We start from the raw sequence: 21,476 nt of genomic DNA, 5'->3' as shown, positions 1-21,476 counted from the left end.
TCCCTTTAATCAACTATTGCTTTTACAACTTCCAGGGCTTTTTCTGCGTCACTTTCATTTACAAAAAGACGAATTGCCGAAGGAACACCATCAACAAAGCCAGCTGCGATGCCCTCTTTAAACCTATCTTTAATAAAAGAATTTATTCCTTTCTGTTCCAGTTCAGCTTTTAAGCGTTGAATAATTACTTCACCACCCGTATAAATCAAAATAAGTCCGCTAGAATCTTTCATATATTTTCTAATTTAAGAGTTAATCTTCCATTTCATTTAAAATTTGCTCTACCTGCTCGTTGGTTTTATGCAATTTGTCTTTACATATTTTTAGCAAAACAGAAACCCGTTTTACCTTTCCGGCCAGTTCGTCCACATCCAGTTCTTCATTTTCAATCTTATCCAAAATCTCTTCAATTTCGGTTATGGCCTCATTATATGTTGTTTTTTTTGCTGCCATTATTTTCCTTTTTTGTGATTTTACTTTTTACTTTTCCATCGGCAAAGCGGGTCTCAATGTTATCTGCAATCTGCAAATCGCTTACCGATTTTATTATTTTTCCTTCTTTTAACGTAAGTGTATAACCTCGTTTCAACACATTCTCCGGATTTAATAAACGCACACTACTCTCGTTTAAATGAATCCTTTCTTTTTCTTTCATAACAAAATTCTGTACTACTTTTCCGGTTAAACTTTCCAAATTCTTCACCTTCGATTTTTCCTGTAAAAGGACCTCGCCGGCCACTCTTTTTAAAATCCTTCGTTTCTGGTTAAACCGGTTTTCTTTTTTTATACTCCACATTGAAACCGCCGATTTCACATCGTGTTTAAAGTTACTTAATTCCACACTTCTGCGAAAAGAGAAACGGTTGATATTTTGCTGAAATTCGTTTCCCAATTTGATTAGTCGCATATTTTTGTCGGAAATAAATCCGGAGACCAAATATTGAAGTTTTTCCGCCATTCTTTCCATGTTACCGTGCTGAAATTGCAGCGTTTCGCGCACCAAGCTGAGTATATCGTTTTCCAGTTGAAGTAGTTTTTCATAAAAACGTTCCATTCCTGAAACAAGAAATTCAGCAACTGCTGTTGGGGTCTTTAAGCGCGTGTGTGCCACTAAATCGATAATCGTATCATCTTTCTCGTGGCCAATTCCCGTAATTACGGGCAGAGGAAATTGTGTAATGTTAAGTGCCAGTTCATAATTATCAAAACTACTTAAATCGGCTGTGGCTCCCCCGCCCCGGATAATCACAACAGCATCAAAAAAATCCTCATACTGAAAGATTCGCTCCAAAGCTTGAATAATTGTTGGCACAGCCTCAGCTCCCTGCATATAAGCTTCAAACAAATGGGTATAAAACTGAAAACCATACCCGTTGTTATCCAGTTGATTCTGAAAATCCTGGTAACCTGCTGCCGTTTTTGATGAAATAATGGCTATTTTCTGTGGAACCAACGGCAATTCCAGTTCTTTATTCATACTAAAAACACCCTCATTTTGAAGGCGTTCAATGATTTCCTTTCGTTGTAAAGCGAGGTCGCCAACAGTATAAGTCGGGTCAATATCCTTGATATTCAGACTTAAACCATACGACGCATGATACTCCACCGTAACCTGCACCAAAATTTTTATTCCCTGGGTAAATAACTGCCCGGTGGTGGTTTCAAAATAAGGTTTTAACATTCGGTAAGTATACGACCAAATGGTTGCCCTTGAACGTGCTACAATCTCCTTTTCTTCCTTTTCAATCAACTCCAGATAACAATGTCCGCTCCTGTTTTCTTTCATTTCACTTATCTCGGCCACCACCCAAACCGTTGACGGGAACGCATCAAACAGCGCTTCTTTAATCAAAGCGTTTAATTGAGAAAGTGAAAGTTTTTGCTCCATATTAACGGACTTTACTCAGTTTTACCGATTCAGAACCTGTTTCTGAATCAATCCTTAAAATTAACAAACCCGGTGGAAGCAATTGTAAATTATTTAGTGAAATTTGTGTTGCAGCTTCTCTTTCTTCTTTGAACAACAACCGTCCGTCTGCCGAAAAGATGGAGATATAAATCGTTTGATTCTGCATTTTTCCCGTGTTTTGAATTATTAAATTCCCGTTAAAAGGAATGGGTGCCACCCGCCAGTTATTATTTCCGGTTCTGTTCTGCTCAGTAACATTATACACAAGTGTAGGATCAAGAATCTGCTGAGCTGTCTTCATATCCGGAATGCCGTATCCTAGAAGAGAATCGGGTGAATCGTATAAATGTGCGCTTTGCTCCAGGGCATCCTTTATTTCCTGTGCCGATGCATTTGGATTGGCCTGCCAAAAACAGGCTATCATCCCGGCCAAAACCGGAGAAGAAAATGATGTTCCGTTGCTGTAGCCCAAATTACCACTGCTGCGAACAAGGTAGGTGTTCCACCCTACAGCCGATAAATTGGGTTTAATATCACCGTCGGAAGCCGGGCCGTAGGAAGTAAAGTTGGAAGCAAATCCAAATTTATTTGTAGCTCCTACGCCAATTACATTATCCCCGTCAGAAGGTGCGATAATGTATTTCCATTGGGTATTCCCTTCGTTTCCGGCACTGTTAACGACCAGCATACCACGGGAAAAAGCAATATTGGCTGCCCTGGTTACCCGTGTGGTTTTCCCGTCCATATCCGCGTAAGTATGGTTTGTTACTGTGTCATCAAACTCATAATAACCAAGTGACGAATTAATGATATCTGCTCCTGCACTATCGGCAAACTCAGCAGCAGCAACCCAGTTGTCTTCTTCAATAATATATTCAGAACCTGTTTCTTCCGACCGAATTAACCAATAGGATGCTTCCGGAGCAGTTCCGATTAACTCTCCGGGCACAAAGCCGCCCATGCATGAAAGAACACTCATTCCGTGATAATTTGTCTGAAAAAAATCGCTACTGTCGTTTACAAAATCATACGTTCCTAAAATTCGGTTGTTCATCCACAGACTATCAAAAGCAGGGTAAATATCGACATTTAAAAACCCGCCATCCAGCACGGCAATTTGTTTTCCTTCGCCAAAATAATCGAGTTGATGTAAATACTGTCCGTTTAATAATCCGGTTTGATAAACTGATGGCCCGTACCAACTTGTGTCAATGGGCAAATTATCACTCCATGCATCAGGTTCATCAAACTTATTAACGGTACTCTTTACGATTAAAGCCGGCTTCGTCAGCTGAACTTCTGTAACAAAGGGAAAAGACGAGGCTACTTGCTCAAAACTATCGATTTCAACTTTAACAGTAATTCCGTTTAACCATTTTGAAGAATGTACCAGAGAAACTCCTGGCCGGATAATTTGCGAAATGTATTCCTGATTAACGGGCAAATCCAGCGAATCAATAGAAATGTTCTGCACTTCGCGACGCTGAATTGCTCTTTCTGACAAATATTCTTCAGGATTTTCAAACGAATAAGCTGTGTTGTTTTTATCTGAAAATGCAATCCAGTAAAAATCCTGAGCCTTTATCCCGTTTATAGCAAACAATAACAACAGGGTGAAAACAGGTAGTTTATTTTTCATTACTGGCTTCTCATTTTTAAGAATGACCAAATTACAAAATAATCCTGTATTACCTGTAAATATTCATTTTCATCATGTACTCCGAAGGGTCATCCATATATTTCTCAGGGTCGATTATCTGTTCCTTTCCGCTTTCCATACTTTTCATCCGAAGATTGTCGATACTGTCTCTTACTTCCGGATTCAACAAAACGCCTTCATTGTAAAACAACGAATAAAGAGAATCGCCACGTGGATTAAAATATTTCCACTCACCGTGGCGCAGGCTGTTTTTATATTCGGCTTCCATTTCTATATCCCCACTTTGGTAGTATGAGATACAAAGTCCGTTGCGCATATTGTTGCTAAACTTACACTGCATAAAAGGCTGTCCGTTTGTATAAAACAACCGGTAATCGCCTTCCTTTCTCCCATTTTTCCAATCGGCTTTCTCCAACACTTCACCTGTGTTATAAAACTTAAGGCATTCACCGTCCTTTATCCCATTTTTATATTGTTCAAGAGCAACTTTTATATTGTTGGCATATAAAGTCCAGCTGCCCTCCTTCTTTTCTTTTACATATTTCCCTTCCGCTACTTTTTTTCCCCATTCATCAAACAGTTGAGTAAAGGCAGTATCCGAATTTTCAACATAATTAATAATGGCCTTTACCTGCCCTCCTTCGTGAAAACGTTTCCATTCGCCCACAGGTTTTCCGTCTTTAAAATAACCTTCGTAGAGTAAACGTCCGTTTGGTTGCTGCTTTTTCCATAATCCCTGACGCAAACCGCTTACATCGGTTTGATTGATTTGCGAAAAAGAAACAACCGGCAGAAAAACCAATAAAAATATAAGGCTCCTTTTCATATTGATCGTTTATAAAAAAACTGCAAATTAACGAATTTATTTTATGGTATTTTCCTTTGATGCTGAACGTCCATTTCAAAAAATTAAAACTCACTGAACGTAATTTGAAATTTTTGAAAATCCTTGAAAAAGAACAGGTATAAATTTATTTTCCTGATATGCTTTGCTTATTTTCGACCGTTTAAAGTTTTCTGTTGAAGTAATTTTAATAAAAAAACAGCACCATGAAAAAACATGATTTGAAAATAATAGCCTTTAGAGATTCATTAAAAAAGCAAATCGTGGATGTATGGGAACAATCGGTTAGCGCTACCCACAACTTTCTAAAACCTGATGATTTTGAGGGGATAAAAAAACTGGTTACCGAAATGGATTTTAGTGCTTTTGATCTGCGTTGTTTGATGCACAACGACAAGGTAATTGGCTTTGTCGGCGTTGCGGGTAAAAAAGTAGAAATGCTTTTTCTTTTGCCAGATTATTTTGGGCAGGGACTGGGAAAAAAACTAATGAATTTTGCGTATACTGAACTCGGAGCCAGTGAGGTTGATGTTAATGAACAAAATACCGATGCTGTAGCGTTTTATAAAAAAATTGGTTATAAAATTTACGAAAGAACAGATAAAGACGAGCAGAAAAGAGATTACCCGATTTTAAAAATGAAACGAAAAACGAACAAGCCATATGGAGCCCAAAATTAAACGATTGGAAGAAACTAAACTGGTTGGAAAAAGTGTAAAAATGTCGTTTGCAACCAACAGGACTTTTGAGTTGTGGCAAAATTTTATACCGGAAAAAAACACCATAAAAAATAGAATTTCCGATGATTTATATTCGGTTGAAATTTTTGAGAATAGTCACTTTTTTAAAAAATTCAACCCTGAAAAGAAGTTTCAAAAATGGGCTGCTGTAAAGGTCAGCGATTTTGAAACCATCCCGGCAAATATGGAAAAACTTATTATTCCGGAAGGAACGTACGCTGTATTTTTTTATAAAGGAAAAGCAAGTAAAGCGACAGATAAATACCAGTATATTTTAAAAATATGGTTTCCAAATTCGGAATATGAATTGGATGACCGGCCACATTTTGCTTTAATGGGCGAAAAATATAAAAATGAAGATCCCGATTCGGAAGAAGAACTTTGGTTCCCGGTAAGAAAAAAATAAAAGCTCCGCCCAAAAGGGCAGAGCTTCTGATTTGTCAAGGCAATGTATATATAGTTATGCTAAATATGACTCAAGCATCCAGATTTGTTTTTCTGCAAATCCGATCCAATCACTCATGAGTGACGCTGTCCCTTCATCCCCTGCTTCTTCGGCTGCTTCCATAATTTCGTTAAAGTTTTCCAACAAAAACCGGGTGTTTTCCAAAACTATCTCAACGCCTGCTTTGCCATCAGAAACATTTTTAACCTCTTTCAAAGTTGCAGTTTGAACATAGTCTCCAAAAGTGTGCAACGGCTCTCCGCCTACCATTAAAATACGTTCTGCAATTTCATCAATTACTTCCGACGCCTGACCATACAATTCTTCATATTTTTCATGAAGCATAAAAAACATAGCACCTTTTACATTCCAATGCAAACCTCTAAGATTCTGATAATAAATTTGATAATCGGCCAATAACTTGTTTAGTTTTTCTACTACTTTTTGATTTTCAGCTTTCATAATATTCAATTTTTTGTGATTACTATTTTTTGTTAGTTCAAATATACTATAATTAATATTTACTACTTTTATACTACTATTATTATAAATTATAAATATCTATTTTGAACAAATGATTGATTTAAACTATGAATTTCACACAGCTTGAATATTTAAAGGAATTGTATGTACAGGGAAGCTTCTCGTCGGCTGCCCGGCACCTGAAGATTACTCAACCTGCCCTGAGTCTTCAGATCCAGAAACTAGAGGAAGAAATTGGCTTTAAATTACTTGACCGGACAAAACGCCCCTTGCGGTTTACCGAGGAAGGAAAATATTTTTACCATAAATCCATTGACATATTGAAGATGGTGGAAGAGCTAAAGCAAACAAGTTTTGAATTGAGCGAGGAAGTTAAAGGAAACGTACATGTGGGAATTATTCCAACTTTGGCCCCCTACCTTGTGCCATTGTTTATAAACGAATTAAACCGGTCGTATCCGGATTTACAAATTGAAGTTACAGAGTTTAAAACCGAAGATATTATTTCAAAATTAAAACTCGGAGATTTGGATTGCGGTATTCTTTCAACCCCTGTATCAGCTGGCGGCGTGCTTTTTGAAACGCTTTTTTATGAACGCTTCTTTGCTTACATTTCTGAAGACCACAGATTATTTGACAGCGAGAAGATTAACATAGACGAATTAAGTGAAGAAGAAATCTGGTATCTGGAGGAAGGGAATTGTTTCCAAAATCAGGTAAATTCTATCTGTAAAATCAATTACCAGAAAAAAACTTCGCAAAACCTGATTTACCGGAGCAGCTCTATTGAATCGTTACGCAGGATTGTGGAAAATAAAAACGGAATAACTTTTTTACCGGAACTTGCGACAATTAATATTCCTTCAGAACTTGAAGAATTGATAAAAGAATTTTCGGGAGAACAACCGGTAAGGGAAATCAGTTTGGTCGTTTCAAAAAACTATTCCAAAAAAAGACAGATTGCCGCTCTAAAAAAAGTTATTTTGGATAGTATCCCGCAACGAATGATTAATCAGCCCGAAAGCTGGGTGGTTGACACCATGTTACAGGTAAAATAAAAAGCCCTCCCGCTTAAAGCAGAAGGGCTAATCTATTTTTTTTAATCAAGAAATTATTTTACTTCTTCAAAAATAACGACTACTGAATATCAGTCAATTGTAGACTTATGGTACAAACAAGATACTAATAAATTTATTTATTCAATGAATCTGAATTCCAATTATAGAGTGTAAATATACAATTTTTACTCGCTTTACTTGCCCATACAATAACAAAGTAAATACCAGCTAAAAATTTAAATTAGTTTAATTGTCCATTTTAATAATTGTTTGATTGATTAATCAACTGCTTGATTAAACGTTTGAACGTTCAAACGTTTAAATAATTTCTTTTTGAATTTGTCATGCGCTCGCAGTCATGTTATCAGAGTTTCAAACCCGTAAACACTCCCGGCAGCATTTTCGGAAAATTTGCAAAAGGAAAAGGAATAAATAGAGAGTGTAGAAATTGCATGTGTTGATGCGCGGTTTCAAAAAAAGGTTTGATTGAAGTTTACGGAAATCAAAGGTTTTTGAAACGGGCTTGTGCGACGGAAAAAATCAACTCTTGCAATTTCGGAGCGAATGGTTTATGCCGGAAGCTTTTGAAAACCCGGAGGGCTTGTTTTTCGAAAATGGTAGTATCTTGTGTGAGGGTTTGAGTAAACTTTTATTCCTCGTCTTTTTTCAAGAGTTTTAAAAACAAATTACCTTTCTCAGTAATCCGATATTTCTGATTGGAACTCTGTTCTGTATCCGGTTCAGTCCATTCTACTAAATTGTCTTTTCTAAGCTTTGATACTATTTTCTTTAGCTGTCCTGATACGGATTTCTGTCCTAGTGCAACCGACAATTCTTTTGTTGATAATGTTCTGTTTGATACCAAACGAAGTACTTTGCTGTATAACGTTTCTTTTTGCAACTCGTGCTGCAACTCGTGCTGCAACTCGTGCTGCAACTCGTGCTGCAACTCGTGCTGCAACTCGTGCTGCAACTCGTGCTGCAACTCGTGCTGCAACTCGTGCTGTAACTCGTGCTGCTGCAAATAGTTTTTGTTGGTGAAAACAACCCGGAATGCAATTCCCGGTTCTTTCCATGATAATTCTATTTCAGGATAAGATTGCATTTCACTGGCAATTAATCTCAAGCCATTACCCCATTGTTCAATAATACCCAAACGTTTAAAAACAGGTGCCAAGACTTTATTCCGAATGTCGGACTGCCCAGAATCCATATCGTTAAAATCTACTGTTGGCATAAGTTTGCCAGGACTGGTAATTTCAACTTTATCATCGAAAATAGCAATTTTAATGTCTTTGCCGGAAAGAGAATAATCGCGATGAATCACTGCGTTACGGATAACCTCCCTGATGGCCACTATCGGGTATTCCCATCGGTCATTTCTGAAAACTCCCTGATAATCGGTTGTACCTTGCGAAATATGGCGTAAAATAAATTGATAGGCTTGCTCAGCTTGTAACCCAATATTTGAATCTATGGTTTTCTGGTCGATAAAATTACCAGGGACAGTTCCTTTAAACCTGGCACATTCAATTTTTGCATATGGAAACATCTGTTTTCCCAATTCGTCATCAGAAAGCAGTATTAAAGCATTAGTTGGCAGTTCCTGCCCCTGTTCGTTTTTGAATAATTCTAATTTCTGAAGAACCTGCTTACTTAGTTTCTCCCCTGTCTTTTCAACGAATAATGCTTTAAATGAATCAATATTAATCTTGTCCAATGTTTTTTGGAAAACCAATTCGCTGTCGAAAGAAATATTCTGCTTTTGTCGTTCAAGTTCCTGAATTATCTCTGGACTTGCCTGCCGGTTTGAAGAACCAACCCGAATAAAAGTTCCGGATTCAATTCCTTTATTTTTCAGGTGATATGGGGGAGCGCTTCCTTTATAAACTTTGGTGCGTATTACATGTTTCCCATCTTCATTTAGAAATACTATTTCGGGCAAAATTACGGGAGAACATTGGTCATGGATAACGTTACTTATTTTTTCTTCAAGTGCTATCAACTCCTCTTCCTCAATCCCCGTAACTTCCCGTGGATCATCCTGAATACCCAGATAAAATTCACCGCCGGCATCATTGGCAAAACTTACAATGGTTTTAGCTAATTCGGCATTGGTTGGCAGTTTCGCCTTAAACTCCAGTCGCCTTCCTTCGGGTTGTTGTAATATCTCTTTTAACCGTGTCATATTTGAATCTCAAATATCGGTATTTAATCAACACCCACAAAAATAAGTATTCGATTAGGGCATACATTTTTAAACTATTCTCCTTTCGAAATTATTTAGAATGAAGTGTTTTTTTGCTTTTGAATATGGTTATATTTCAAGCCTTAAAGAATTACTCTCTGGTGATTTTTGATTTGTGAATAATTCATAATCATGAGGTCGGCGGTTCAAGCCCGCCTCTCGCTACTGAAAATCAAGAGGTTACAAAATTAAAATTTGTAACCTCTTTTCATTTGCACACAATTTGCACACAAAATAATATTTATTTGCAATTACAGGCTGGTAGTTCAGATGCCTCATGCGAATGATTGTTTGAAAGGCCAACCGGCTTACTGATTAAACATTTGAACGTTCAAACATTATTTTGAAGTAATTATTTTCTCTTGATTTTGTCATACACTCGCAATCACACTATTATAGATTCAAATTATTAACTTAATTATGACGGGATTTATAACTTCATTATGATTCTAAATACCACATAACTCTCTAATTTCTTTTATTTTATATTATATCGCTTCAGGTTTTTGTATTTCCGGTTTTCAAGCGGTTGAAGATCATGCCATTTCCCAGAAGAATTGGGAAAACATATTTTGTTTTATTTTAATCTGATTTAGCGTCTTATTTCAACCGATATTCCGGCATAAAACATAGTTCCAAATACAGGAGCGTACATAAAAGCTGCATCATCGAGATATTTTTCAGGCTGGATATAATTGAAAATGTTTTTTGCCCCGGCATACAACTTGAAATCTTTGATTTTTTTTGAAACTTTTGCGTTAAAGAGCATGTACGGATCTGTATGTTTTATTTTACTCAATTCTTCCGTTTCGCTGTAATAGTCGATATACATACTTCCCTGGTAATCCCCGTCAATTGTAAAAATCCAGTCTTTGGGGCTGTATTCCAGCTTAATATTCCCGGTAACGGAAGGGAAGCGGGAGATGTATTTACTATCACCTTCATATTCTGTCCCCTTCCAGTCATCGCGGGCATGGTCATATTCTCCCTGGTTAAAGGTTAAGTCAACGCCCATTCCAAAATCAGTGACTACATCCGCCATTACTGATACTTCAATCCCCTGGACAAAAGCATCATCAATATTCTCCCACTGATAATCATATCCTAAAGAAGCAACATTTTCACCGGCATCGGCAAAAGCTATTTTATCTTTCAGAGCAGTTCTGAACAAATTAGCGCTAAGCCTCACTTTTTCTCCGTAATAATCAGCAGACAGGTTGTAGCTAATCGATCTCTCCGGATCCAAATCTGAGGATTTCCATACCCTTGGAGAACCGCTACATAAATGTAAATCTTCAGAAAATCCGTAAGGGGCCCTGAAGCCTGTACCGACATTGGCACGCAGTGTTACCCGGTGAGAAGCTTCATATTTCAGGGCAAGCCTGGGACTGAAACTGTTTCTGTCGAATTTGCTTTCAGGGAAAGAACTTGTAAATACCTCTTTATCTGCTTCATAATCTTCTTCTGAGTGGTGAATATCGAAACGTACACCGGGAACGGCAGTCAGTTTATCAGTTATGTTCCATTCGTTCTGTAAGAAAAAACCAAATTCATGAGCCGATTTATTGCCGATCGATTTGTAAGAAGTTCCATAATAGTCACTTTCTTCATCTACAATAACATACATTCCTGATTCTTCCAGCTTGTCATAAAAACCCTGTGCCCCGATTAAAAGATGGTGGTTGCCTAATCGTTTTCCGTAAGTCAACGTCCCTGTTACTGAATTTTCATCGGCCAGGTAAGGTCGCATATCCCTGACATCGGGAGTATTGTCATCATGGGTGGCCATATAGTCGCCCAGATAAGTATCGTTGGTGGCCGTACGGTCGTGGCTGGTATAGGCTACCGAGAAATTCAGTTCGGAAGCATCTTTAAACATTTTGTTATAAGACAATTCTGTTTCATAACGGTCGGTGGTAATATTTTCAGTTCCATCGGTAAACGGGTTACGGTAATAATCGTCGTCCATTATACCCCCTTCCCGTTTTTCATAGATGTATCTTCCACGGAGGATTAGTTGATCATTTTCTGAAAATAAACCATCGACATACAGTCCAAAGCCTGCGTTATTCAAATTTGAAGCAACGCGGTCAGAAATCCCGTCTTTATGTTTTACTTCATCTTTGCTTGTCCCTTCCCCTGTTTGGTCAATGGCATCTCCCGTCAATTTTTGGGCATTGATTGTTAGTCCAATATTCCCTTTTTCATTTCGTAATGAAGAATAAACACTGTATTTATTGGTCCCAAAATTTCCAAACTCAACATCTGCACTTATTTCCGGCACAAAAGAAGGTTCCTTTGTAATAATATTGATGGCCCCAGCAATAGCGCCGCTACCATACAGGGCAGAGCCGGCCCCCTTGGTTATTTCTACGCGGTCAACATCATCGGTCCCCATTTGTTGCAACCCATATACACCGGCCAGCCCGGAATAAATAGGCTGCCCATTAATCAAAACCTGTGTATTTTCTGAACCAAGCCCCTGCATGCGTATCATTGAAAAATTACAGTACTGGCATTGTTGTTCCACCCGTATTCCGGGAGTCCCTTCCAGCGCTTCATAAAGGTTTGCGGCGTTTCTATTTTCAATAGACTTTGCCGTAATCACTTCCGTGCGAATTGGAACATCTTTTATATAGTGTTTCGTCCGGGTTCCGGTAACAACAACCTGTTCAAGGTTCATCATATCTTCTTCCAATTCAAAAAACAGCTCCACTGCTTTCCCCCTTTCCATAAATACTTCTTTTTCCTGTATTTTATACCCAAGAGATTGAGCTGCAATGACGCATTTTCCAAGCGGAAGATTGGCCAGTTTATAATGACCGGTACCATCCGTTGTGGTCCCCATTCGTGTTCCCTTTACAATGATTGTTACGTACGGTATGTGTTCTTTGCTGGTGGATGATTTTACATCGCCAAAAAGCATGGCATCGGTTTTTTCCTGTGCCTGGGATTGTAGCAATAATAATAATCCAATGATTAATATAAAAGTCCTTTTCATTTTTGGTCTCCTTGCTGTTATAACTGTTGAAGACACAAAAAAACAGAAACCTATAGAAAAGTACAATCCCCAATAAATGGGTTTTTTAGAAGGGGAAAAATCCCCCGAAGATGGGATAAACGATAAACTTTATTCCTGGTAATCTTCTATATTGATGATATTATTGGAAATGGCATAAATGGTTAGTCCCGACTGGCTTTTTATACCTGTTTTCTGGACAATGTTTTTACGGTGGCTGACAACCGTATGGATACTGATGTTTAACTGGTCGGCAATTTCCTTGTTTGACATACCCTGTACAAGATGCTTAAGCACATCGGTCTCCCTGGGGGTAAGCTGCTCCCTGGATTCTGTTTTACACTGGCACTTTAAAGAAATCAAATTATGTATGGTTCGGGTAATTGCCTCGGGGGAATCGGTTATTTGGATAACTGTGTCGAATAAATCAACGATTTCCTTTTCAAAAAACGAATAAATAAGAGCCACCCACGGGACTGAATTGCCTGTTCTTTTTTGAGAATTAAAAGTTTTGATATTACCTTTTATAAGCGCTGGATTTGCAATTACCAGGTCGATTTTACCTGTCGGTATTTCGCAGGAAATTTCTTCTATATTGTCGAAATGGTAAATGTTGTAATGGCTACACCCCTCCTGCAACAGAATATTTGATAACCCTTCGTATATAATCGCTGAAGGTTCGATAACAGCAATATTTATCCTGCATTTATCCAATTTTTTTTTGCTTTTCTATTTTTTTGATCAATGGTATCAATATTGATTCTTCTATAACTGAATGTATCGTCAGGTCATATTCCAGTTCAAAAAGACTTGTCAAAAGTTTTCTTCTTAATGAACCATCCTGTTTTAAAGGAATATGTTTTAATAAAAGATTTTTTAATTCGCCAAGTTTCGTTTCAATATCGGTATGATGTTCCCTGTATTCTTCTGCTGAGAATTTTTTGTCTTCTGAATCATAATGCTCTCTGTTATTAGCCAAAGCACTGAAATAGGGAAAAGCAACCACATCCTCATAGTTAAGATGTTCCTTTACTTCCTGTGAGTATTCATCAAAAAATCTACCAACAAGCCTTATCTCCGGGATATTGTTCTTCGCATATAACCCGTTAATACAATCATGAATTTCAGGAATCTTTTCATCTAAGTAGTAACGATGGCTGTTTTTTAGAAAAAGAATGATTGACTCTGTATCCGATCTATCTATGTCTTTAGTGTTGGCTATATTAAATCCGTTATACAAATTTGCAACATTAATAAATACCTGCTGGTTGATTTGGTTTTCATTGCATATTTGTTCCACTGTTTTGTTCCGTACCACAATATTCATATCGAAATGTTCCATCATTAATAGTAAAGAAGGATTTTCGAATATTAAATCCAACATTTTCATTCTGGGCTTAATGAACGTTTTTTTTGTCTGGTACATGGCCTTTGTTCTAAAATTCTCCCTAAAAATATTATTTTTCTTTTGAATATGTGATGTAATTGCTCTTGCTGAAGTTACTACTCCTTATCTTTCAACAGCCTGGATTGCATATCTGTCCCTACCCATTTTACCTGTGAAAAAATTCAAAAAACTCATGAAATCCTATTTATTAACACAAAACAAAGTCTTATTTAAAAAGGGAAGTTTACTCAAAACCTATCGATTTGTTTAAAACTATATTCAGCAAAATCAATTCAAAAGATTTAAACTTGTAAAATGATTACGGTTTATTGTCAAGATAATCTTTTGACGATAAGAAATAGGGAATCCCGTGAAAATCGGGAGCTGTACCCGCAGCTGTAAGTCCACTCTAACGTTTTTGAAACTCTTTCGCCACTGTCTTTGTAACAACAGGACGGGAAGGCATCAAAAACCGGACAAGCCAGAAGACCTGCCATAATCAATTTTAATTAGGCTTTCGGGAGCTATGGCCTGGTTCGCGGTTAAGTAAATATTTTCGTATAAAACCATCGAATTATTCTATTTGCGTACCTCATAGCTTCCAACCCAGTTAAACAACCAGTTAAGTTTATATATGTACCAAAGTAACAAATTATGAGTAGCACAGAATTATTAATCGTAAAGAGAGATGGGAAAAGAGCTCCGTTTTCTCTTGATAAAATTAAAAATGCAATTCGAAAAGCATTTCTTTCGGTTGGAAGTTTTGCAAGTGACGAAGATCTTACCAATATTTTGCATCGGTTGAATATTCGAAATGAAATGAATGTGGAGGACATTCAGAACCAGGTGGAACGTTCACTTATGGCTGAGAACTATTTTTCAGTTGCCAAATCATACATGCTTTATCGCCAGAAACATTCGGAAGACAGGGAAACAAGGAACCGTGTAAAATTCCTGATTGATTATTGTGCTGCCGGAAATGCTGCCAGCGGAAGTAAGTTCGATTCCAATGCCAATGTCGACAAGAAAAACATTGCAACTTTAATCGGGGAACTTCCCAAAGGTAACTTCATCCGGCTAAACCGTCGTTTATTAACGGACAGGCTATCGAATATGTTCGGGAAAGAACTGTCGGATAAATACCTCAGCTTTTTAAAACAGCACTTCATATACAAAAACGATGAAACAAGCCTTGCACCATATTGCGCAAGTATAACCATGTATCCATGGTTACTGGATGGTACATCAAAAATTGGGGGAAACTCTAGTGCCCCAACAAATTTAAAGTCGTTTTGCGGAGGTTTCATCAACATGGTTTTTATTGTTTCCAGCATGTTGAGCGGCGCCTGTGCTACACCCGAATTTCTAATGTATCTGAACTATTTTATTGAAAAGGAATACGGAAACGACTACTATGAGCATAGCAATGAAATTGTTGACTTGTCAAAAAGAAAACGTTCTATAGATAAAATCATCACCGACTGTTTCGAGCAGATTGTTTATTCGCTAAACCAGCCAACCGGGGCACGTAATTTTCAAGCTGTTTTCTGGAATATAGCCTATTACGATAAATATTATTTCGAAAGTTTATTTGGCGAATTTGTTTTTCCTGACGGTAGTAAGCCCCAATGGAAGTCACTAAGTTGGCTGCAAAAAAGGTTTATGGTCTGGTTTAATAAAGAACGTACCAAAACGGTGTTGACTTTTCCTGTAGAAACCATGGCTCTGCTTGCCGATAACGGAGATATAAAAGATGAAGAATATGGCGATTTTACGGCCAAAATGTATTCCGAAGGTCATTCGTTTTTCACGTATTTAAGTGATAATGCTGACAGTTTGAGTTCGTGTTGCCGGTTGCGTAACGAAATTCAGAACAACGGTTTTAGTTATACTCTTGGTGCAGGAGGGGTTTCAACAGGTTCAAAAAGTGTGTTGACCATTAACCTGAACCGCTGTGTTCAACAAGCTAAAAAGGAACGGATTCCGTACATTAATTTCCTCGAAGAAGTGGTTGATTTGGTTCATAAGGTTCAATTAGGCTACAACGAGAACCTAAAGGAATTGCAGGAAAAAGGAATGCTCCCATTATTTGATGCCGGTTACATAAACATGGGGCGCCAGTACCTGACTATTGGCGTAAACGGCTTGGTTGAAGCGGCTGAATTTTTGGGCATTGAAATCAACGACAATCCGGAATATGCATCATTTACCGGCGAAGTATTGGGTCTCATCGAAACATACAACAAAAAGTACCGTTCAAAAGATACCATGTTTAACTGCGAAATGATTCCGGCAGAAAATGTGGGGGTAAAACATGCCAAGTGGGACCGCGAAGATGGTTTTTATGTGCCGCGTGATTGTTACAACAGTTATTTTTATGTGGTGGAAGATGAGTCGCTAAATGTGATAGACAAATTTCGGGTTCACGGGAAAAAATACATCGAACATTTAACCGGCGGCTCTGCATTACACATGAACCTGGAAGAGCACCTAGCGCCCACACAATACAATCAATTACTTCGGGTTGCAGCAAAAGAAGGTTGCAATTATTTCACCTTTAATATTCCGAACACTGTTTGTAACGATTGCGGACATATCGATAAACGCTATCTGAAAGAATGCCCGAAGTGTAAAAGCAAAAACATCGATTACCTGACACGCATTATCGGTTACATGAAACGGATAAGCAGTTTTTCTGATGCCCGCCAAAAGGAAGCTGCCAAAAGATATTACGCCAGTAACACAGAACAGGAAAAGGCAAAAAAAGTAGAAGAATATGCTTAAATATTATAACTACGATATTGTTTTCCAGGAAATTCCAAACGAAGTTACCCTCGCAATTAGTATAACAAACTGCCCTAATCGGTGTAAAGGCTGCCACAGTCCACACCTGCAGGAAGATATTGGAGAGGAGTTGAACGAAAATAGAATCGTTTCACTAATGGATAAATATGTTTCAGCAATTACCTGTTTCTGCTTTATGGGCGGCGACAGAACCCCTCAAAAAATTGCAGAACTGGCTAACTTTGTGCGTCTTCATTACCCCGCAATAAAAGTGGCCTGGTACTCTGGCTGTGCAAAACTACCCGATGGATTTAATAACAAAGATTTTCAGTATATAAAATTGGGCGGGTATATTGAAAAAATGGGACCCCTGAAAAGTAAAACCAGCAATCAACACTTATTTCAGGTGCAACAAGATGGCTCTATGAAAGATATAAGCTATTTGTTTAGAACATTCTAATGATTAGTTTTAAATAATTTTACCATTTCAAGAATCAATAATATGGTTCAACCATATACAGATAAAAAAGATAACGCTTCGCGTTGCTTTTATTGCTTGGAAAAAGTAGTAACCACCGAGAATAGTGTTGAAGGAGTGACTGTTTGTAGCAGTTGCAGGGATAAATCCGTTAAAGAAGTCATTTATGATTACTGCCTCGCTTCAGACAGCATAGCTCCAATTGAAATAGCAACACACTTGATGAAGTTCCCGGGGTTTAAAATGCACTGTCCTGAACACCATTTTCTTGTTCCTGCCGTATTACTTTCAGCATATAGTAATTGTGTTAGCAACGGAAAAGACAAACTGGAGAAGTGGTTAATAGCCGCCAGGCAGCGGTCGGAAAAAGTACCGGGAGCTTTTTGCGGCACACACGGCAGTTGCGGGGCTGCGGTTGGAACTGGAATGTTCATCAGTATCATTACCGGGGCAACACCATATAAAACAGGGGAGTGGAAGCTTGCCAATTCGATAACTGGCCGCTCGTTGCTGAGAATGGCTGTTTACGGTGGCCCAAGATGTTGCAAACGGGTTTCATTTGTTGCCATTCAGGAAGCATGTAACTTTTTAAATGAGTCTTTTGATATTGCACTTTCTGTTCCTGAAAAAATTGAATGTACATTTCATACCGAAAATCAGGAATGCTTAAAAAATGATTGTCCTTTTTATCCTTTATCTTAAAATAGCTTAATATGACAGTACGAATATTTTTTTGCTTTTTTATGTTGTCAGGAATATTTAAAGCTTCCGATACGGAAAAACAGATAGTACAGTTTATCAACAATGAATTACAACACTATCCCGAAGCACAATTGGCGGATTTATACAAAAATTATTTTCAGGATGCTTACGGCCCCGGTCACCTGATACCCGACACAACCCAAGCCGGAAAATACCTCGACTGGGAACTAAAACAACCCGGATGGACAGATACATTACCATATCAGGCGTTGGGAATTAACCACGATTATTACCGGATTAATCTTCAACTGGTAAAAAATGGAACTATCCCGCGCGATACGTTGTTACTGGCAATGGTTGAAAGTGCAACACTCGCCCGGAACCCGGATTTGGAAAGCTGGAAAAAGGAATGGAACGAGGTTCTTGCCGTTATAAAAAAAGTAAAACCCAAACTCCCTGGTATGAAATCGGATGAAAAATTGATTAACCAGGTCCTTTCAGATGGTGATGTAGTGATGCATCATAGCGAGAATTATGAAGAACTGTATCACCCGCATTACCGCATTGTTCACCGCTCGGTTTTTGAACGATGGAAAGGGAATTACCTGGCAAAATAATGCACGGGAACAACAGGGTAATTTCTTAGCTTACTTTCCCAACGCAAAACAAACGCTTCTGTTTGCGACAATTGTTTTATTATTTTCTATCCCCGCAGGTTCTGATGTTCCTACAGCTTACGGCACAAAATTATGTAAGTCGGATTTTTTACAAACGCTGGCAGTATTTCGTTTCTCTGAACGCTTACAATTATTTTGCAGTGTCGTTTGTTCTCGACAAGCAGTTAATATGTAAATAAATTCTATTATTTGTTATACTTGAATATTGCCGAGCATGGACAGTGAGATTTGACCAGCGTCCTGAAGCCGCTGGGTCGTATTACCGTTCTCCTGATATTAACCGAAGATTGGCGGGCTTCCTCCGAAAATTAGTAATCAATTTTTAAGAAATTTTTGAAAAAATTGTAACAGGAATATTGTGATAAATACACTATTTTAGATACAACAGTCAAAGAGTCTCTGTAATGTATAATATTGATTTAATTATTTGAAAATGAAAATTATTAAACCCTTCTTTTTTATACTCGTTTTACTGGTTACTGTAAACAATGTAACTGCAAAAATCAAAACAACCTTGAGATTTGGAGAAAACGGAAAACTTAAAATTGTGCAATTTACCGACATTCATTTTAAGTATAACTCATATAAATCGGACAGTGCGCTGGCGCTAATGAAAAACGCGGTAGAAGCTGAAAAGCCCGGTTTGGTTATTCTCACCGGCGATGTGGTTTGTTCTGATAACACAAAACAGGCCTGGCTTGCCCTGGCAAAAATATTTGTGGATTCAAAAGTTCCGTGGGCTGTAGTTTTGGGCAACCACGATGTGGAATATGAACTTACGAATAATCAAATCATGGAAACAGTTTCAGAATTACCATATTGTGTTTCTGTGACGGGGTCGAAAAAGTTATCGGGGAGTGGAAACTATATTATTCCGGTGCAGTCGGCTGATTCAAAAGAGACAAAGGCAATTTTGTATTTTCTCGATTCGCACTCCGGGCTTGGAAAGGAAAGTACACTGGGCTCGTATGACTGGATTAAAAACGATCAGGTACAGTGGTACCGTAATGAAAGCGCTTCAATGACAAAAAAGAACGGTGGAAAACCCTACCCGGCGCTGGCGTTTTTTCATATTCCGCTTATCGAGTACAATGAAGTGTGGGGCAAAGAAACAACTGTGGGTGTAAAAGAGGAAGATGTTTGTTCGCCTGATATAAACTCGGGAATGTACAATGCCTTCCTGGAGTCGGGCGATGTGATGGGCATGTTTGTCGGACACGACCATGTAAATAATTACATCGGGTGTTTACACGGAATCTGCCTGGCTTACGGACAAGCCACCGGTCGCGAAACCTATGGCAATATCGGAAAAGGTTACCGTGTTATTGAATTGTATGAAGGACAGCGCAAATTCGATACGTGGGTACGCATCAAATACAACGCCGACAATGAAAAAAACCTCTGGGACCCAACTAATAAAACCGAAAAGGAGTTATTTGTAACTTATCCCGGTTCATTTCAGGAAAAGAAATAAATACGATTGGAGGCCTATTTCTTTTTAAATCACAAAATGATTTAAGCGAGTTAATACGGCAGGAATATTTTTGTGTTTACACAATCCAAACCGATTCAGGTATTCCGGCGGCTTCCAGCATAAAATTATGAAGGTCGGAATTTTTTACAAACATTGGTAATGCTTCGCTTCCCGGTCCAAACATTGCTAATTCAACATAATCAGCCGAATGATCCATTCCTGACCAGCCAATAGAAGTATAATTTTGCTGAATAATGGCTAATTCTTTATAAGGCAGTTTATAGTCGTTGTAAAGGCCATCATTTTCAAGCGATTCATAATGCAGCAAAATGCTTTTAGCTTCTTCCTTCGATACGGTAATTTCCTGGGCAAAATTCAAACGTTCAATCAGATGCGATGGCGTATCTGTTTTCCTGATTCCGTGCAATACCCACTCATTACTGTACTTCGCGCCTTGCATCAAATCAAATTTAGCATCTACACCGTGGCTTTTTATCAATCCCGGATTTGAATTTCCATGGTCTGTAGTAATTACCACCAGTGTGTCGTTTCGTCCTTTTGCAAAATCGATTGCTACAGCCACTGCTTCATCAAAGGCAATCTGGTCGTAAATTAAGGCCGATGCGTCGTTAGCATGGGCAGCCCAGTCCACTTTTCCGCCTTCAACCTGTAAAACAAAACCCTCACCGTTGCCTTCCATAAGAGAAATTGCTTTGCGTGTCATTTCTGCCAGTGTAGGTATTTTGGCTGCAAGTTCCGGTTCCGACTGCATATCTACGGAATAAGGCAGTCCATCTTCATAAAAAACACCAAGCACAGGTTTTCCCGGCGTTGCCTTTTCCATATCGTCTTTAACACGCACAACCTGGAATCCATCTGCTGTAAAATCACTAAAAATATCCTTTTTGTCTGCTCGCTTTTTCCCGTCGAAATACTCCTGCCCGCCGCCCATCATCACATCAAATTTTAGATTGAGGTAGTCCGAGGCTATTTCGTCTTGTCTGCTGCGGGTTTTATTGTTCACACAAAATCCTGCGGGTGTAGCATGGGTTATCGGAACAGTTGTAACGCAGCCAACCGACTTACCGGCTTCTTTAAATTTTTGCAAAATCGGTTTGTTAAATGAACCGTCGGGGTTTACGTTTAGTGAGCCGTTATTAACCTTTTTACCACCTCCCCACGATGAACTCCCTGCTGCCGAATCGGTAACCATTGAGTCGGCTGAAGAGGTGTCCATAAAGGCCCTTCTTGCTTCATTTTTTCGGTACAAATCCATCCATCGGCTTCCCCGGCCTTCTTTCCGGAAAAGCAGTAAATCGGCCATCACCGGCGTACCGATACTCATCCCGTCACTAACAAGAAAAATTATATTTTTCGCCTGCCCACTACTGCGTTTTGTATTCGTTGGATTACTACATCCTGTTAGTAAGGTCGGAGAAATTATTCCCCCGGTTAAAGCTGCCAGTGCACCAGCCTGTAAAAAATTTCGACGTTTCATTTTATTGAGATTGAATTTGAGTTTCAAAAATTGCGAAAATATAATAATAACAGGCCTGAGAGTCTATTAA

The 21,476-nt window shown here is 38.4% G+C and carries 19 protein-coding genes and 1 riboswitch; of the genes, 8 read left to right on the top strand and 11 right to left on the bottom strand.

Going from position 1 to position 21,476, the window contains the following annotated elements:
* Nucleotides 1–5: 5 nt before the first annotated feature.
* Genes GM418_RS22405 through GM418_RS22385 form a run of 5 tightly spaced genes read right to left on the bottom strand, consistent with a single transcriptional unit; the run spans nt 6 to nt 4,395 of the window.
* Nucleotides 6–233 (bottom strand): putative signal transducing protein, encoded by a 228-nt coding sequence (locus GM418_RS22405; RefSeq protein ID WP_158869445.1) that lies wholly within the window; start codon nt 231–233, stop codon nt 6–8.
* A 19-nt stretch (nt 234–252) separates the two neighbouring features.
* Nucleotides 253–453: an exodeoxyribonuclease VII small subunit gene (gene xseB, locus GM418_RS22400; RefSeq protein ID WP_158869444.1), complete on the bottom strand. Its 201-nt coding sequence runs from the start codon at nt 451–453 to the stop codon at nt 253–255.
* The gene (gene xseA, locus GM418_RS22395; RefSeq protein WP_158869443.1) at nt 428–1,888 is read right to left on the bottom strand and encodes an exodeoxyribonuclease VII large subunit; all 1,461 of its coding nucleotides are present in this window, start codon (nt 1,886–1,888) and stop codon (nt 428–430) included. Before xseA ends, xseB begins: the two co-directional genes overlap by 26 nt.
* Nucleotide 1,889: 1 nt before the next feature.
* Nucleotides 1,890–3,548 carry a S8 family serine peptidase gene (locus GM418_RS22390; RefSeq protein WP_158869442.1) on the bottom strand — a complete coding sequence of 553 codons (1,659 nt, stop codon included), beginning with the start codon at nt 3,546–3,548 and terminating at the stop codon, nt 1,890–1,892.
* Nucleotides 3,549–3,597: 49 nt separating this feature from the next.
* Entirely contained in the window at nt 3,598–4,395 is a 798-nt protein-coding gene (locus GM418_RS22385) for a toxin-antitoxin system YwqK family antitoxin (protein WP_158869441.1), read from the bottom strand.
* A 224-nt stretch (nt 4,396–4,619) separates the two neighbouring features.
* Between GM418_RS22385 and GM418_RS22380 the strand changes: the two genes are divergently transcribed.
* Both GM418_RS22380 and GM418_RS22375 read left to right on the top strand, forming a co-directional pair.
* The gene (locus GM418_RS22380) at nt 4,620–5,093 is read left to right on the top strand and encodes a GNAT family N-acetyltransferase (RefSeq protein WP_158869440.1); all 474 of its coding nucleotides are present in this window, start codon (nt 4,620–4,622) and stop codon (nt 5,091–5,093) included.
* Nucleotides 5,077–5,559 (top strand): GyrI-like domain-containing protein, encoded by a 483-nt coding sequence (locus GM418_RS22375; protein ID WP_158869439.1) that lies wholly within the window; start codon nt 5,077–5,079, stop codon nt 5,557–5,559. Before GM418_RS22380 ends, GM418_RS22375 begins: the two co-directional genes overlap by 17 nt.
* A 54-nt stretch (nt 5,560–5,613) precedes the next feature.
* Here GM418_RS22375 and GM418_RS22370 read toward each other — a convergent pair whose 3' ends face one another.
* On the bottom strand, nt 5,614–6,060 hold the full coding sequence (locus GM418_RS22370) for a Dps family protein (protein ID WP_158869438.1): 447 nt from the start codon (nt 6,058–6,060) through the stop codon (nt 5,614–5,616).
* A 128-nt stretch (nt 6,061–6,188) separates the two neighbouring features.
* Between GM418_RS22370 and GM418_RS22365 the strand changes: the two genes are divergently transcribed.
* Nucleotides 6,189–7,139 carry a hydrogen peroxide-inducible genes activator gene (locus GM418_RS22365; protein ID WP_158869437.1) on the top strand — a complete coding sequence of 317 codons (951 nt, stop codon included), beginning with the start codon at nt 6,189–6,191 and terminating at the stop codon, nt 7,137–7,139.
* Between the two features lie 649 nt (nt 7,140–7,788).
* Here the strand turns inward: GM418_RS22365 and GM418_RS22360 are convergent.
* The 4 genes from GM418_RS22360 to GM418_RS22345 form a co-directional block, all read right to left on the bottom strand.
* Nucleotides 7,789–9,327 carry an ATP-binding protein gene (locus tag GM418_RS22360; RefSeq protein ID WP_158869436.1) on the bottom strand — a complete coding sequence of 513 codons (1,539 nt, stop codon included), beginning with the start codon at nt 9,325–9,327 and terminating at the stop codon, nt 7,789–7,791.
* Between the two features lie 652 nt (nt 9,328–9,979).
* Nucleotides 9,980–12,388, bottom strand: coding sequence for a TonB-dependent receptor (locus GM418_RS22355; protein WP_158869435.1), 2,409 nt, complete (start codon nt 12,386–12,388; stop codon nt 9,980–9,982).
* Between the two features lie 129 nt (nt 12,389–12,517).
* Nucleotides 12,518–13,120: a response regulator transcription factor gene (locus tag GM418_RS22350; protein ID WP_158869434.1), complete on the bottom strand. Its 603-nt coding sequence runs from the start codon at nt 13,118–13,120 to the stop codon at nt 12,518–12,520.
* Entirely contained in the window at nt 13,113–13,790 is a 678-nt protein-coding gene (locus tag GM418_RS22345) for a hemerythrin domain-containing protein (protein WP_158869433.1), read from the bottom strand. Before GM418_RS22345 ends, GM418_RS22350 begins: the two co-directional genes overlap by 8 nt.
* Nucleotides 13,791–14,098: 308 nt before the next feature.
* Nucleotides 14,099–14,305, top strand: a riboswitch (cobalamin riboswitch).
* Between the two features lie 142 nt (nt 14,306–14,447).
* Between GM418_RS22345 and nrdD the strand changes: the two genes are divergently transcribed.
* The 5 genes from nrdD (at nt 14,448) to GM418_RS22320 (ending at nt 19,908) form a co-directional block, all read left to right on the top strand.
* A complete protein-coding gene (nrdD, locus tag GM418_RS22340; RefSeq protein ID WP_158869432.1) occupies nt 14,448–16,577 on the top strand; it encodes an anaerobic ribonucleoside-triphosphate reductase in 2,130 nt (709 codons plus the stop codon).
* Nucleotides 16,570–17,037 (top strand): anaerobic ribonucleoside-triphosphate reductase activating protein, encoded by a 468-nt coding sequence (gene nrdG / locus GM418_RS22335; protein WP_158869431.1) that lies wholly within the window; start codon nt 16,570–16,572, stop codon nt 17,035–17,037. The genes nrdD and nrdG overlap by 8 nt, the downstream gene beginning before the upstream one ends.
* 42 nt (nt 17,038–17,079) lie before the next feature.
* Nucleotides 17,080–17,757 (top strand): DUF5714 domain-containing protein, encoded by a 678-nt coding sequence (locus tag GM418_RS22330; protein ID WP_158869430.1) that lies wholly within the window; start codon nt 17,080–17,082, stop codon nt 17,755–17,757.
* A gap of 11 nt (nt 17,758–17,768) precedes the next feature.
* Nucleotides 17,769–18,374 (top strand): hypothetical protein, encoded by a 606-nt coding sequence (locus tag GM418_RS22325; RefSeq protein ID WP_158869429.1) that lies wholly within the window; start codon nt 17,769–17,771, stop codon nt 18,372–18,374.
* A gap of 493 nt (nt 18,375–18,867) precedes the next feature.
* Entirely contained in the window at nt 18,868–19,908 is a 1,041-nt protein-coding gene (locus tag GM418_RS22320) for a metallophosphoesterase family protein (protein ID WP_158869428.1), read from the top strand.
* 76 nt (nt 19,909–19,984) lie between these two features.
* On the opposite strand, the gene GM418_RS22315 is transcribed toward GM418_RS22320, so the two are convergent.
* Nucleotides 19,985–21,406, bottom strand: a complete 1,422-nt coding sequence (locus GM418_RS22315) for an alkaline phosphatase (RefSeq protein WP_158869427.1) — start codon at nt 21,404–21,406, stop codon at nt 19,985–19,987.
* Between the last annotated feature and the right edge of the window lie 70 nt (nt 21,407–21,476).

This window comes from Maribellus comscasis (assembly GCF_009762775.1).
In the GTDB taxonomy this organism is placed as follows: Bacteria; Bacteroidota; Bacteroidia; order Bacteroidales; family Prolixibacteraceae; genus Draconibacterium; species Draconibacterium comscasis.
This window is presented reverse-complemented; position numbering and strand designations above follow the sequence as displayed.